This window comes from Agrobacterium sp. 6Ca8 (assembly GCF_055382765.1).
Map to the genome: position 1 here is coordinate 504,961 of NZ_AP026433.1, position 14,026 is coordinate 518,986.

At 58.4% G+C, this 14,026-nt stretch carries 11 protein-coding genes and 2 tRNA genes; 6 read left to right on the forward strand and 7 right to left on the reverse strand.

Annotation, left to right across the window (positions count from 1 at the left end; all coding sequences use genetic code 11):
• Positions 1–72 precede the first annotated feature (72 nt).
• A complete protein-coding gene (locus tag ACZ5A6_RS02505) occupies positions 73–1,050 on the reverse strand; it encodes a VOC family protein (RefSeq protein ID WP_038490112.1) in 978 nt (325 codons plus the stop codon).
• Between the two features lie 228 nt (positions 1,051–1,278).
• Between ACZ5A6_RS02505 and ppdK the strand changes: the two genes are divergently transcribed.
• Positions 1,279–4,005, forward strand: a complete 2,727-nt coding sequence (gene ppdK, locus ACZ5A6_RS02510) for a pyruvate, phosphate dikinase (protein ID WP_003511838.1) — start codon at positions 1,279–1,281, stop codon at positions 4,003–4,005.
• On the opposite strand, the gene ACZ5A6_RS02515 is transcribed toward ppdK, so the two are convergent.
• The 3 genes from ACZ5A6_RS02515 to ACZ5A6_RS02525 form a co-directional block, all read right to left on the reverse strand.
• Positions 3,983–4,255: a hypothetical protein gene (locus ACZ5A6_RS02515; RefSeq protein WP_003511845.1), complete on the reverse strand. Its 273-nt coding sequence runs from the start codon at positions 4,253–4,255 to the stop codon at positions 3,983–3,985. The two genes, ppdK and ACZ5A6_RS02515, sit on opposite strands and share 23 nt — an antisense overlap.
• Positions 4,256–4,371: 116 nt before the next feature.
• Positions 4,372–4,968 carry a demethoxyubiquinone hydroxylase family protein gene (locus tag ACZ5A6_RS02520; RefSeq protein ID WP_003511846.1) on the reverse strand — a complete coding sequence of 199 codons (597 nt, stop codon included), beginning with the start codon at positions 4,966–4,968 and terminating at the stop codon, positions 4,372–4,374.
• Between the two features lie 241 nt (positions 4,969–5,209).
• Entirely contained in the window at positions 5,210–6,574 is a 1,365-nt protein-coding gene (locus ACZ5A6_RS02525; protein ID WP_174061567.1) for a dicarboxylate/amino acid:cation symporter, read from the reverse strand.
• Between the two features lie 531 nt (positions 6,575–7,105).
• Between ACZ5A6_RS02525 and ACZ5A6_RS02530 the strand changes: the two genes are divergently transcribed.
• Positions 7,106–8,026 (forward strand): DUF1499 domain-containing protein, encoded by a 921-nt coding sequence (locus tag ACZ5A6_RS02530; RefSeq protein WP_464111039.1) that lies wholly within the window; start codon positions 7,106–7,108, stop codon positions 8,024–8,026.
• Between the two features lie 123 nt (positions 8,027–8,149).
• Here the strand turns inward: ACZ5A6_RS02530 and ACZ5A6_RS02535 are convergent, their stop codons facing one another.
• On the reverse strand, positions 8,150–9,058 hold the full coding sequence (locus tag ACZ5A6_RS02535) for an MBL fold metallo-hydrolase (protein WP_174061566.1): 909 nt from the start codon (positions 9,056–9,058) through the stop codon (positions 8,150–8,152).
• 202 nt (positions 9,059–9,260) lie between these two features.
• Here ACZ5A6_RS02535 and ACZ5A6_RS02540 point away from each other — a divergent pair.
• The 3 genes from ACZ5A6_RS02540 to ACZ5A6_RS02550 all read left to right on the forward strand — a co-directional run bounded on the left by ACZ5A6_RS02540 (position 9,261) and on the right by ACZ5A6_RS02550 (position 10,872).
• A tRNA-Gln gene (locus ACZ5A6_RS02540) sits at positions 9,261–9,335 on the forward strand.
• Between the two features lie 114 nt (positions 9,336–9,449).
• Positions 9,450–9,872 (forward strand): hypothetical protein, encoded by a 423-nt coding sequence (locus ACZ5A6_RS02545; protein ID WP_464111040.1) that lies wholly within the window; start codon positions 9,450–9,452, stop codon positions 9,870–9,872.
• Positions 9,873–9,960: 88 nt separating this feature from the next.
• Positions 9,961–10,872 carry a S1 family peptidase gene (locus ACZ5A6_RS02550; RefSeq protein WP_065661282.1) on the forward strand — a complete coding sequence of 304 codons (912 nt, stop codon included), beginning with the start codon at positions 9,961–9,963 and terminating at the stop codon, positions 10,870–10,872.
• Between the two features lie 119 nt (positions 10,873–10,991).
• On the opposite strand, the gene mqo is transcribed toward ACZ5A6_RS02550, so the two are convergent.
• Both mqo and ACZ5A6_RS02560 read right to left on the reverse strand, forming a co-directional pair.
• On the reverse strand, positions 10,992–12,725 hold the full coding sequence (gene mqo / locus ACZ5A6_RS02555) for a malate dehydrogenase (quinone) (RefSeq protein WP_025592695.1): 1,734 nt from the start codon (positions 12,723–12,725) through the stop codon (positions 10,992–10,994).
• 389 nt (positions 12,726–13,114) lie between these two features.
• Positions 13,115–13,534: a hypothetical protein gene (locus tag ACZ5A6_RS02560; RefSeq protein WP_003511854.1), complete on the reverse strand. Its 420-nt coding sequence runs from the start codon at positions 13,532–13,534 to the stop codon at positions 13,115–13,117.
• Positions 13,535–13,798: 264 nt separating this feature from the next.
• Between ACZ5A6_RS02560 and ACZ5A6_RS02565 the strand changes: the two genes are divergently transcribed.
• Positions 13,799–13,875, forward strand: a tRNA-Pro gene (locus ACZ5A6_RS02565).
• Positions 13,876–14,026: the final 151 nt, after the last annotated feature.

Here is a 14,026-nt window from a genome sequence, read left to right on the forward strand (position 1 = left end):
TTTTTTTGGTGTTGTGCCTCGCGTCCCTCGTTCCTGTAACAGTCACAGGAAACCAGCCGACTTGCCGCCCTCTTACACCGGCACCAACCGCAGCCGCGTGCCCCACGGATCAATCGCTTCCACAACCTTGTTTTCCATCTCCACCAGCACATAACCGGCCGCCCGCATCCGCGTTTTCTGCGCTTCAAGGTCCGTGGGATTTTTGATGGCAAGAGAGAACCAGTCGAGGCCGGTTTCGGTGGCGTTGCGCTCTTTCGCGCCTCGGCTGTTCCATATGTTGACGGCCAGATGGTGGTGATATCCGCCCGATGACAGGAAGGAGGCATCCGAACGGGCATCCTGCGTCGGTTTGAGACCAACGGCTTCCTCGTAAAAGGCGCGTGCGGTGGCAATCTCGCCGACCCGCAGGTGAATATGCCCGATGCGCATGCCGGAAGGTGCGGCCTCGTAATCGCTCTTTTTGGTGTCGGTCAGCGTTACGAGATCATCGACGTCGAGCGGTTCGGTCCCCATCTTAACCACGCTGCCGCTCCAGACCCATGTGTCCTTCGGCCGGTCGCTGTAAACCTCGATGCCGTTGCCTTCGGGATCGTTGAGATAGACCGCTTCACTGACATTATGGTCGGCAAAGCCCGTGAGCGGCACCTGCCTTAACGCCGCATGTACCAGCCACCGCGCCAGATCCTCGCGGCTGGGCATCAGATAGGCGATGTGGAACAGGCCGGCTGAGGTGGGGCTTTCATAATCCGCCGTTGGCTTGTGAACGAGATCAAGCAGGGGAACGGTGCCGGCGCCGAGCGTCACGCCCCGTGCGTTGCGCGCAACCTCATTCAACCCGAGCACGGAACGGTAATAATCGATCATCGGATCGAGATCGCGCACCCGAAGCGCCGCCTGACTGACATGCATCGGCGTGGTCAGCGCAAAGGGAAGGGCGGTGCCTGCACTTGCTGCGGGTGGGGCGCCTTCTGCTCTAAGAGCACCGGCAAGGGCGGTGGCGGCGCAAGAAATTCCGGCAAATTTCAACGTGTGGCGGCGAGTAAATTGCATGAATAATCTCTTTTTGGGCGATGTGGATGGCTTAGGGAACACTCCGTTTCTGCGCACTACACGAATGCGTCAGTAACGCTGTTATTTTGCTTTTGCGGAAATTCTGGCGCGCAATTCGCCGCAATTATGCTGCACTGCGATGTAAACTGGACGTTGTGGCGTTTCCAACATGCTGCCAATGCTGTAGATGATAGAAAAATGACAACGCTTCTGGGTGGAGAGCGTGGAATGAAAAAGTGGGTTTATACCTTCGGCAACGGTGCTGCCGAAGGCCGGGCAGGTGACGTTGCTATATTGGGCGGCAAGGGTGCAAACCTTGCCGAAATGGCAAGTCTCGGCCTTCCCGTTCCCCCCGGCCTCACCATCATAACCGATGCCTGCGCCCTTTATCACAAGAACGGCCGCGATCTCCCCGAAGAGCTGAAGCTGCAGGTCATGGCCGGCCTTCACGGCATGGAAGCCGTGACCGGCAAGACATTCGGCGGCAGCCAGACGCCGCTGCTGTTGTCGGTCCGATCAGGCGCGCGTGCCTCCATGCCGGGCATGATGGACACGGTGCTCAATCTCGGCCTCAACGACCGCACGGTGCAGGCGCTGGGCCACGATGCGGGCGACGCCCGTTTCGCCTGGGACAGCTATCGCCGCTTCATCCAGATGTATGCCGATGTCGTCATGGGTCTCGACCATGAGCTGTTCGAGGAAATTCTCGAAGACGAGAAAGGCCGGCTCGGCCATGAATACGATACCGATATGTCGGCGGTCGAGTGGCAGCATGTCGTTGCGCTTTACAAGCAACTGATCGAGGACGAGTTGGGAGAGGCTTTCCCGCAGGATTGCCATGTTCAGCTCTGGGGCGCGATCGGTGCAGTCTTTGCCAGCTGGACGAACCATCGCGCCGTGACCTATCGACACCTGCACAATATTCCCGGCGATTGGGGCACGGCGGTCAACGTCCAGGCCATGGTCTTTGGCAATCTCGGCTCGTCATCGGCAACCGGCGTTGCCTTCACCCGCAATCCCTCCACCGGAGAGGCGGAGCTTTACGGCGAGTTCCTCGTCAATGCCCAGGGTGAAGATGTGGTGGCGGGCATCCGCACGCCGCAATCCATCACCGAGGCTGCGAGGCTGGCGTCGGGTTCCGACAAACCCTCCATGGAAAAGCTGATGCCGGAGGCTTTCGCCGAGTTCATGGTGATCTGCAAGCGGCTGGAGACCCACTATCGCGACATGCAGGATCTGGAATTTACCATCGAGCGCGGCAAGCTCTGGATGCTCCAGACCCGTTCCGGCAAGCGCACCACACGCGCCGCCATGAAGATCGCCGTCGATATGGTCGAGGATGGGCTGATTTCGCAGGAAGAAGCCGTCTGCCGCATCGAGCCGTCATCGCTCGACCAATTGCTGCACCCCACCATCGATCCCGGTATTTCCCGGCCCATCATCGGCTCCGGCCTGCCTGCCTCCCCGGGTGCGGCAACCGGCGAGATCGTCTTTACCTCGGAAGAAGCGGTCGCTGCGGAAGCTGAAGGCCGAAGCGTCATTCTGGTCCGCATCGAAACCAGTCCGGAAGATATTCACGGCATGCATGCCGCCGAAGGCATTCTGACGACGCGCGGCGGTATGACCAGCCACGCCGCCGTGGTAGCGCGCGGCATGGGCATTCCCTGTGTTACCGGTGCGGGTTCGATGCGCGTCGATATGCGCAACAAGGTGCTGATCGGCGTTGGCTGCATGCTGAAACGCGGCGATGTCATCACCATCGACGGCTCTTCCGGCCGGGTGATGAAAGGTGAAGTGCCGATGACGCAGCCTGAACTGTCAGGCGACTTCGGCAAGCTGATGCAATGGGCCGATAATCTGCGCCGTATGACAGTGCGCACCAATGCTGATACACCGGCCGATGCCCGCGCCGCCCGTGCTTTCGGTGCAGAAGGTATAGGTCTTTGCCGCACCGAGCATATGTTCTTCGAAGGCGATCGCATTCATGTGATGCGCGAGATGATTCTCGCCGAAAGCGAAAAGGGCAGGCGGGCAGCGCTTGACCGGCTTTTGCCGATGCAGCGTTCGGATTTCACCGAGCTTTTCCAGATCATGCACGGCCTGCCGGTGACGATCCGCCTGCTTGATCCGCCGCTGCACGAATTCCTGCCGAAGAGCGATGGCGAGATCGTAGAGGTCGCCGCCGCCATGGGCATGCCGCAGACCGTATTCCGCCAGCGGCTGGATGCGCTGCACGAATTCAACCCCATGCTCGGCCATCGCGGCTGCCGGCTTGCCATTTCCTATCCCGAAATTGCCGAAATGCAGGCGCGCGCCATTTTTGAGGCTGCGGTTGCGGCGGCGCGCATCACCGGTGCACCTGTCGTGCCTGAGATCATGGTGCCGCTGGTCGGCCTCCGGTCCGAACTCGATTACGTTAAGGCCGTCATCGACACGGTGGCCGCCGAGGTGGCGGAAGAGACCGGCATGACGCTCGAATATCTGACCGGCACCATGATCGAGTTGCCGCGCGCGGCGCTGCGCGCGCATGTGATTGCGGAAGCTGCGGAGTTCTTCTCCTTCGGCACCAACGATCTGACGCAGACGACCTTCGGGATTTCCCGTGACGACGCGGCACGTTTCATCAATACCTATCAGCGCAAGGGCATTATTGAACGCGACCCGTTTATCTCGCTCGATTTCGACGGTGTGGGAGAACTGATCCGCATTGCCGCCGAGCGCGGCCGCCAGACGCGTCCGGAGCTGAAACTCGGCATCTGCGGCGAACATGGCGGCGACCCGGCCTCGATCCATTTCTGCGAGGATGCGGATCTCGACTACGTGTCCTGCTCGCCCTTCCGCGTGCCCATCGCGCGTCTTGCCGCCGCGCAGGCGACACTTGCCGCAAGGGCAAGGCAGGGTGAAACCGCCAGCAATGTCGCCTTCATTCCGGTCAGGGGTTTGGTTGGACGATGATCCGCCGCTCCACCACCACCGGACGATAGAACATGTCGCGGTTCATCTGCGCCTGCCAGGCGCGGTTGTCGGCGCGACGATCCATTTCCAGATCGAGAAGGCAACCCGCCATGGGGTCGGTGCCGGGGCGGAAACCATAACCCCGGCATGTCGCCTCATCCCGCGCCCGGCGCTCTTCCGGCGTCAGCGTCTGGCAGGCGGTGAGCGCCAGTAGAGCGGCGAGCGAACCTAAGACGATGGAAACGCGCATTTTGTTTCTCCCTAGAACATGACAGCTGGGCGGCACTTTTATTGCCGCGATTGATACGCCTGTTTCATGATCGGGAAAAGTCGTGTTGGGACGGAAAGTTGCATCGGGGCGAGCCATCAGGCTCGCTTGGAGCGCTCCATTTCGGCGCGCATCCAGCTTGAGTCTCCCCAGGTCGATAGCCAGATCATCAAGTCGGTGAGAAAGCCGATAATCGGTAGAAGCAACCTGTGGCCTATGCCGCGCGTCATCTGGTTTTTCTCGGCCTCCCGCAGATGGGCCAGTTCCTGTTCCTGGATAGAGGCAATCAGCTGATGAAGCTCAGGATCTCTCGTCTGCAAAAAGGCCAATTGCTCTTCCAGATGGCGGTGAACAGTGCTTTCCACGGCCTCGGTGCAAATCCAGACCATGTTGCGTCCGCCAAGCGCAGTCAAAAAGCCGAGCAGATAACCTCCGAGGCTCCAAAACGCCATCACGCGACAGGGCTTGGCATTTCTTGAAGGCATCGCTTCCCGGAATAAGCGGCAATGATCGATTTCGTCTTCCCGCATTTCATGAAGAGCAGACACGATGTCCGGAAACAGCCGACGAGCCATCCATATCTGTGCTCCATAGATGCGGATAGCACCAAACTCGCCGGCATGATTGACTTTGAGAACGCGGCGAACGGTAAGAGCCGGATCGTGTTTGCCGAAACTATCGGACATATGAAACATACCTGAGTGTATTCCCGTTCGGTCGGCCCTGCCGGTTGAATTGGCCTCCAGTGTCTCCAACAACACTAAACGAATTGCACAACGGTTTTCCGATAAATGACGCTAGACATGAGAGCAGCCGCTCAGCTTTTTATTGCTGGCGGCTGCGGTGACATCGCTAAGATGATCGAAATCATCGGTGGTATTGATCGTGGCAGCGAAGAAGTGGCGCACAGGTAGCAGCCACTTCCGAATGCTTCACTCAGGCAGGAACCGCGTCGCGGTCATCGAGTGCCTCGATGTCCTTGGCGTTGTTGTAGACTGCCTCGTCCAGAATGCCTTCACGTTTGGCGACGATGGTGGGCACCAGCGCCTGACCGGCGACGTTGACGGCCGTGCGGCCCATGTCGAGGATCGGGTCGATGGCGAGCAGCAGGCCAACACCTTCGAGCGGGAGACCGAGCGTGGAGAGCGTCAGCGTCAGCATCACCACGGCACCCGTCAGGCCCGCCGTTGCGGCCGAGCCAAGCACCGAGACGAACACGATCAGCACATAGTCCTGAATGCCGAGCGGCACCTGGAAGAACTGGGCGATGAAGATCGCTGAAATCGCCGGATAGATGGCGGCGCAGCCGTCCATCTTGGTGGTGGCGCCGAGCGGCACGGCGAAGGCGGCATATTCGCGCGGCACGCCGAGGCTCTTTTCCGTCACGGTTTCGGTGACGGGCAGGGTGCCGATGGAGGAGCGCGACACGAAGGCGAGCTGGATTGCCGGCCATGCGCCCGCAAAGAAGCGCGATGGCTTCAGGCCATGGGCGAGAAGCAGCGCCGGATAGACCACGAAGAGAACCAGCGCCAGACCGATATAAACGGCCGCCGCATACCAGCCAAGCTGCGAAAGCGTCGTCCAGCCATATTGGTCAACGGCGCGACCGAGCAGGCCGATGGTGCCAATGGGCGTGAGGCGGATGACCCACCACAGGATCTTGCGCACGATGGCAAGCAGCGACTGGTTGAAGGCAAGGAACGGCTCCGCCGCCTTGCCCGCTTTCAGCGCCGCGACACCAAAGGCAATCGACACCACGAGCAGCTGCAACACGTTGAAGTTCAGCGAGGTGCTGGCGGAACCGTTATTGACCTTGGTCGAGGCCTCGAGGCCGAACACGTTGGCCGGGACGAGACCCTTCAGGAAGTCGAGCCAGGAACCGGTGGAGGAGGGTGCTGCCGCTGCGGTATTGGCAATCGCGGTGTTCACGCCCGGCTGAATGACGAGGCCAAGGACGATGCCAATGACCACGGCGATCAGCGCCGTGATGGCGAACCACAGAAGCGTCTGCCAGACGAGCTTTGCCGCATTGGAGAGGTTCTTGAGATTGGCGATGGAGGCGACGATGGCCGTGAAAATCAGCGGCGGCACCAGCGCGCGCAACAGCTGCACGAAAATGCTGCCGATGGTCTGCAACGTCACGGAAAGCCAGTTCGGGCTGCCGGCGGTATCAGGACCGATATTGCGCGCAACGAGCCCGAGCAGCAGGCCGATGACCATGGCGATCAGAACCTGAAAGCCGAAGTTGCGATAAAAGGGTTTTGACCCGGATGAGCGGGCTGGCGTCGTTGCCTGTGACATGGCTTGTCTCTTTTTTATGCAAGAAAACGAGGATAATGCACTTTTTACACGCATTCTCGAAGGAAGGGACGAAGAATACGCCGATTTCCTCAGCAAATAAGGGATGAGCTTGCGTATTTGTTGCACTGCCGATGCATTATTCTCTTAAAGGGAGATAATGCGGAAAAATATTCCGCTCTATCGTGGACGTGGCCTTTCACGCGCTCAAAACGATGTCGGAGGCTTGAAGAGCGTTTGCGTTTGCTGACGCCGTTGCATTCCCACTCCGTCACCCCGGACCAGATCCGGGGTCCATTGCGATCAAGTCCTTGATCGTGGGAGGCTTCTTTCACCATGCAGACGCACCGTGGCTGGATGCCGGATCAAGTCCGGCGCGACAAAGGCGGGTTTACGCACGTTACCCGCAGATCAGACCCGTCCTTGTTTTCCTAACCGCAAATCCGGTCTATGACATCATATGCAGGTGATTCCCTTGCCAGATTTCGGGTGCAACGCTTTTACGCCAATGCGATCTAACGGATATCCGCTTCCATGACTGTGCGTTTCGTCCGGCCTTTTTCAGTTGCAGCCTATCTTTCCCGCTATCTCGGTATGGCGGCGCTGGCGCTTTTTCTTGTCGCCGCCGGCATCCACCGTTTCGGACCGTTGACGACGCCCGATCTCGTCGGCCTGCTGATGATAGCCGCTGGAATCGCTTTGGTGGCGATGCTTCTGGCGTTGGTTGGTCTTGAACGGCTATGGACCACGGGTGCGCGCGGCGGCCTTTCTGCGCTTGCCGCGCTGCTGTTGTCGGCGCTGCCGCTCGGCGTCGTCGGTTACGGCGCATTTCTTTACTGGCAGCAGCCAAAGATTTACGACATCTCCACCGATCTTGCCGATGCGCCGGAATGGCTGGTGCCGCCCGTTGCCAATCAGCAATGGCTGGCAAGACCGGCCACTGTTGCAAAAGCGGACCGGGACGCGCAGGCGGTGGCCTATGCGAGCCTTGCCGGACGCCGTTATGAAGGTGCGATAGACCGCATCTACACCGCCGCCAAAAAAATGGCCGCCGCCCAGAGCATCCGCATCACCCATAACAAAGGCGTCATCGGCACGGTGGAGCCGCCCTCCGTCGGCGTTCCCGAACAGGACAAGTCTCAGCCGACCGAGGAAGCGCCGGTAGAGGACCTGCCCTCCATCGTGCCGGTTCCCATGGCACGGCCGGTCGAGGCACCGCAGCCCACCTTCTTTAACGGCAGCGGCGTGGTGCTGATGCAGGGCGAAAAGCGCACGCGCATATGGGGCCTGCGTTTCGACATCCTCATCCGCCTGAAAGAAGAGGCGGAAACCACGATCGTCGATGTGCGCGTTGCCTCCCGTTACGGCCCGCACGATCTTGGCATGGGAGCAGCAATCGCAGAAGCCTATCTCGATGCGCTGGATGCGGAAATGCAAGGCCTGAACGACAATTGAGGCTTAGTTTCCTTCTTCGTCATTCCCGCTCAATGCCGGAACGACGGGGAAATGCGGCGGTGGTTGAAATGTTTGAACCGGATATGATGACGCCGATATGAGCGTTGCGCCCAGACGCCTGCCTCACGCCGGAAAATATTCCCCCAGCAACGAAGGCGCACCCTCGGTCTGCACCTCGCCCTTTTCGATCAGGTCTTCGATATGGGCCAGTACGGAAAGTGCCGCAGCCCCATGCAGGCGTTTGTCGGTGCTGGCATAGATCACCTTCACCATATCGGCGATCCGCCGGTCGCCTTCCCGGATACGCTTCAGAACTGCTCGTTCCCGCATGCGGCGGTGGGCGCGAAGCCCGCGCATGAAGGCTGCGGGATCGTTGACCGGGCCGCCATGGCCGGGCAGGAACAGCCGGTCGTCGCGGGCGAGCAGGCGCTCCAGCGAGGCCATGTAATCGCTCATCGACCCATCAGGCGGTGCGACGATGGTGGTGGCCCAGGCCATGACGTGATCGGCGGAAAAGACGATGCCGCTGCCTTCCAGTGCGAAAGCGGCGTGGTTGGCGGTGTGCCCCGGCGTGTGCAGCGCCGTCAGCGCCCAGCCGTCGCCGGAAAGGCTCTGTCCGTCGCCAAGTGCCACATCCGGCACGAAAGCCGTATCGGAACTTTCGGCAAAGGGATTGGTCTCACCCACATGCAGTGGCCGGGCGGCGCGGTGCGGGCCTTCCGCAACCGTGATAGCGCCGGTCGCCTGCCGCAGCCGCTGCGCAAGCGGCGAGTGATCGCGATGTGTGTGGCTGACGAAGATATGGGTGACCTCGCGTCCATCAAGCGCCGCCATCAGCGCCTGAAAATGCGCCTCATCCTCCGGGCCGGGATCGATGACGGCAACGGACCGGTCGCCGACGATATAGGAGTTGGTGCCATGGAAGGTAAAAGCGGAAGGATTGTTGACGGTGATGCGCTGGATGAGCGGGGCAACGGGAACCGCCTCGCCATAGGCCGGCCTGAAATCGAGATCGAATGCCGGGTCCGCCATCAAGACCTCCTGAAATATGCCATGCCACGCAGAGCCGCAGCCTCAGCCGCGCAATCGCCAAGCCCTAACATGCCATGTCAGGCACGGCATCCAAAAAGCTTGGATTTTGTGAAAAAATAAGCCGTCAGGTCATTGCCGCGTCGGGCAGGCTTTGCTAATCAGGCCCGGTTCAGGCAGCGGCGTTTCGCCCATGCTGCCCTGTTGGGGCGTCGCCAAGCGGTAAGGCACCGGTTTTTGGTACCGGCATTCCCAGGTTCGAATCCTGGCGCCCCAGCCATCATCTTATTTATCAATAAAATAAGTTACTTAGTGAATATTAGGATAAGCTAAGTGTTATGGCCTCGTGGCCAGTCCATATGGCCTTTTGAGTCGCCCAAAGACACGCTAGATTGTGACTGAAATTTGCGAGTCGGGGGCAATTGAAGTGGACATCATGGGCGCACTGGGTTTAGCCAGCCAGACAATTAAAATCGCAAGAGACTTACGAGACATCGAAAGGGACTTGGACTCGGCGGGTTTCAAAGCTCAGATGGCCGAGCTTTATGGAAATCTTGCAGACATAAAAATGGCTTTGAGCGATGCAAAAGAAGACCTCCACGAAAAAGATGCGGAAATTAAAAAGCTTCAGGCAGAGATAAAGTCTCTAAAATCTGGTGAAACCTGTCCCCTTTGCCAAAGCGGACAACTAAAGGTAACTTCGGTCGTAAATGATCCAACTTTTGGAATATTTGGACACAAGCATCATACCCTTACGTGCCAAAATGAGGCTTGCGGTCATCGTGAAACCCGAAAAGTCGTCCCGCCTGAGCGTTAATTAGGCGCTCGGGATTGCTCTTTTTCTCTATTGCTAGCCGCCATAGCGCGGGTTCTGAGCATCTCAATCCGCTTTTTGAGGTCGAGTTTTGAAATTGCCGTGGTTAGAGATATTTAAAAGAAAAAGAGCGGAGTCACCGCCGGTAGTGTTGCCGCCTCTCGAAGGGACGGATGACAACGCCTTTTATCAAATTACAGATGATAGCGGAAACGTCTTGGATGATGCGACGCGAATGGTCGTGCCGCTGTTTTCGTATCCAACAAAGCCCGGCGATCCAGTGAGGATGCTTGGAACCGGCTTTTTCATAGCCCCACGGTTGATTGCTACAGCAAAGCACGTTGTCGATGAGGTTCTGGATCGAACTGCACCAGACGGGCTTGTAAGGCAAAAATCTGCGTTGATGACGATGGTGCGACGTTCCAATAGCTCTGCGTTTGAAGAGCGGCGAATTCACATTGTGAGCACCGTCGATGGGTGTGACGTAGCCGTATGCCAAGTTGACGCGGGTTCAAGATGTGAAAAATGCGCTCCCCTCAGAATATCGAAAGCCGAAGTAGGAGAAACGGTTTTTACTTTCGCGTTTCCCAACACAGAAATCGTTGATCGCGATGGGAAGCATGTGCTTGTGACGAATCCTGCATTCTATCGCGGCGAGGTCGTTGAGTATTATCCGGAAGGGCGCGACAAATATCTGCTTTCTTGGCCGTTGTATCACGTAGACTTCCACATGCACCCCGGCGCTAGCGGCGGCCCGGTGTTCGACCGGTCAGGCTTCGTGATCGGCATAAACTGCGCTAGTATGGAACCAGAGCGGAGCATAGCTTATGTCACTGACATAGAAAACGTGAAGCACGCGGTGGTCTCCAACGTTACATACGGGAACAAACCTCCCATGAATATGACCATTGGAGAGATGATAAAGAATAGTTACATCGATCCATTCCCGCAACTCAAAGGTAAAGCTGTGTTTAAGCACGTCAACAAAATCAACCTGTTGTAGATCCTCGGGACAAGCCGGAGGATGAAGGAGGAATGACTGGCCAAGTTTGTTCCCAACAAAAAACGCCGCGTCTTCAACAAGGCGCGACGTTTTTATTTTTCAAGGCTGGAAGTTTCGCCTTAAAGCGCGATATCGGGAACCTTCTTCACCGGCGCGCCAGCAGGTGCCGCTCCCGCGCCCTTCAGCGCGCCAAGATCGATCTGCGGCGGGGTCGGCAATTGCAGGTGCTCGGCCGTATAGGCCCATTCCTGCTGCACTTTTTCCGGGTCGTCATTGAGCTTGGTGCCGTAGCTCGGAACGATCTGGCGGATCTTGGCCTGCCATTCCGGTGTTGCCACCTTGTCCTTGAAGACCTTTTCCAGAACGCTCAGCATGATCGGTGCGGCCGTGGAGGCGCCAGGGGAGGCGCCGAGCAGACCGGCGATGCTGCCATCCTGCGCGGCGACGATTTCCGTGCCGAGCCTGAGTACACCGCCCTTTTCCTCGTCGCGCTTGATGATCTGCACGCGCTGGCCCGCCTGCCACAGACGCCATTCGCCCTGTTTCGCGTTCGGGAAATACTCCTTCAACGCGGCAAAGCGGTCGTCGTCCGACATCATCAACTGGCCGGCGAGATATTCCACCAGCGGATATTCATCGATGCCAACGCGCACCATCGGCCAGGCATTGCTTGTCGTGACGGAGGAGACGAGATCGAAATAGGAGCCTTCCTTCAGGAACTTGGTGGAGAAGGTGGCGAAAGGTCCAAACAGGATGACGCGCTTGCCACCAAGCACGCGGGTATCGAGGTGTGGAACCGACATGGGCGGCGAGCCGACCGAGGCCTTGCCGTAGGCCTTGGCCAGATGCTGCATCGTCACGTCAGGATTGTCGTTGATCAGGAACGAGCCACCGACCGGGAAACCGGCGTAATTGTCGCCTTCCGGAATACCGGACATTTGCAACAGATGCAGCGCACCGCCGCCGGCGCCGATGAACACGAATTTCGCATCCACGGTCTGCTCAGCATCGGTCTTCAGGTTGCTATAGGTCACGCGCCAGCTGCCATCGGCATTGCGCTGGATATCGGAAACCTCGCTGTTGACCTGCAGGTCGAAATTCCGGTCGCTTTGCAGATGCGAAACGAACTGGCGGGTGATCTCGCCGAATTCCATGTCGGTGCCGAGCGGCGACCAGGTCGCGCCGATCTTCTGGGAAGGATCGCGCCCTTCCATCATCAGCGGCACCCATTTCTTAAGCTGCTCGGGGTCGCTGGAATATTCCATGCCGGCAAAAAGCGGGCTTGCCTTCAGCGCTTCGTAGCGCTTTTCGAGATAGGCGATGTTCTCATCGCCCCAGACGAAGCTCATATGCGGCGTGTGGTTGATGAAGGAGCGCGGGTTCTTCAAAACGCCGTTACGCACCTGCCATGCCCAGAACTGCCGGGAAATCTGGAAGGATTCGTTGATGTTGACGGCTTGGCTGATCTTGATGTTGCCGTTGTCGTCTTCCGGCGTGTAGTTCAGCTCGGCAAGCGCGGAATGGCCGGTGCCGGCATTGTTCCAGCCGTTGGAGCTTTCAAGCGCCACGCCGTCCAGCCGCTCGAGCATCTGCATCGACCAGGTTGGCTCCAGTTCACGCAGCCACACGCCGAGCGTCGCGCTCATGATGCCGCCACCGATCAGAAGCACGTCGACCTTCTTGGTAGCCGTATTGGCGAGAAGCGAGGATGTCGGCAGCGCTGTCGCTGCAAGCCCTGCGAGCGCAGTGCCGAGAACCTGTCTGCGGTTCATTGGAAGCGCATGGGAGGGAAGCGCGTCTGAGGAAAGATCAGTGAGCTGGGATTTGTCTTGATCGATGGGAGTCACGGCCATACCTGATTCTTGTTTTGTGTTAAAAACACTCCTCCCAGCCGCCCCGTTACAGCAAAGCCGAAACAGGCACAACCCTGACTTATTCACTCCAGTTCAAGCGCTTTTGGGGGGATTTTGCCGGGACATAAGGTCGCATTTGCAGTTTTTGCCATTTTGCGGATTGTCATTTTTGTGGTTGCGAGGATTAGACGGTGCTTTCAAACGGTTGAAAGTGTCTCAAGCGCGAATATCGCGAAAACGCCGTCAATTCGGCGTTCGCCGCGCTTGGCGGATCAGGTTGCGCTGGTCCGTGTGAAAAAAATTCAGGAAAAATGAGAATAATCGCAAAAAAGTGAAAAGGCCCGCCGGTTAGGGCAGGCCTTGGCTCGTTTCGTCAGCTGGACGAAAACTCAGTTTGCGGCGAGGAATTCCGCGCAATAGCTCGGGCCGTTGACGCCGGGACGGTCGGAAACCGTGCGTACCGAAGTGATCGTGTAGTCGCTGGAGACGGTGAGCTGAACCGTGCAGGAGAGCGAGGCGGTGCGGGCGGGCGAAATCTGGCGACCCTTCTTGCCGTCCTTGCCTTCTTCGAACTTGGCCGGAATGGTGGCCTTCTTGTAACCGCCGCGCCAGTTATAGATGGTCGAGCTGCCGGTTTCCGTGTCGCTCAGCGGCGGGCCGAATTTTGCAAAGAAAATACCTGCGGACTGACCGACCCACCGCGTTTCAACGGGGCTCTTCTGGGTGAAGGAAGGGGCAGAGCCCGTCGATGTCGTACAGGCGGAGAGCGCAATGGCGAGCCCTGCGAGCGTTACGCTGCGAAATAGCATGGTGAAATGTCCTTTGTGCCGTGTCCGGCTTCCCGCCGGTCATTACGTTCCCCTAGCAGATTTGGCGGCGACGGGCAGGGGAGCTGTGCCGCTTGACGAAAATTTCCTGCCACAATTGCTTTTTTGTAACGTTTTCCCACACGCCGCCCGGTGCGGCAGGCACTTGGCGACCGCCCTTCGCAGCGCGTTGAAAACTTGTCACAAAAAATGCAATATGCCGCTTGTCGAATGCTGGAGGCTGGTCTATAGAAGCGCCGCTGGTCACGGAGTGTAGCGCAGTCTGGTAGCGCACGTCGTTCGGGACGACGGGGTCGGAGGTTCGAATCCTCTCACTCCGACCAGCTTAAGCCCAATATTTCCCGGGGCTTTCAAATGATCCCAACACTTCTGAAGATCCTTGGATCAAGGCATCGTACGGAGACCTGACCGTTTAAAACCGGACGGGTAAACGCATTCGGCGTCCGCGGCTGCAAATCACGACTTTGGTGATTG

Excerpts from the sequence above, each read along its gene's own strand:
- ACZ5A6_RS02505 (WP_038490112.1), bottom strand. The coding sequence starts at position 1,050 with ATGCAATTTACTCGCCGCCACACGTTGAAATTTGCCGGAATTTCTTGC.
- ppdK (WP_003511838.1), top strand. The coding sequence starts at position 1,279 with ATGAAAAAGTGGGTTTATACCTTCGGCAACGGTGCTGCCGAAGGCCGG.
- ACZ5A6_RS02515 (WP_003511845.1), bottom strand. The coding sequence starts at position 4,255 with ATGCGCGTTTCCATCGTCTTAGGTTCGCTCGCCGCTCTACTGGCGCTC.
- ACZ5A6_RS02520 (WP_003511846.1), bottom strand. The coding sequence starts at position 4,968 with ATGTTTCATATGTCCGATAGTTTCGGCAAACACGATCCGGCTCTTACC.
- ACZ5A6_RS02525 (WP_174061567.1), bottom strand. The coding sequence starts at position 6,574 with ATGTCACAGGCAACGACGCCAGCCCGCTCATCCGGGTCAAAACCCTTT.
- ACZ5A6_RS02530 (WP_464111039.1), top strand. The coding sequence starts at position 7,106 with ATGACTGTGCGTTTCGTCCGGCCTTTTTCAGTTGCAGCCTATCTTTCC.
- ACZ5A6_RS02535 (WP_174061566.1), bottom strand. The coding sequence starts at position 9,058 with ATGGCGGACCCGGCATTCGATCTCGATTTCAGGCCGGCCTATGGCGAG.
- mqo (WP_025592695.1), bottom strand. The coding sequence starts at position 12,725 with ATGGCCGTGACTCCCATCGATCAAGACAAATCCCAGCTCACTGATCTT.
- ACZ5A6_RS02560 (WP_003511854.1), bottom strand. The coding sequence starts at position 13,534 with ATGCTATTTCGCAGCGTAACGCTCGCAGGGCTCGCCATTGCGCTCTCC.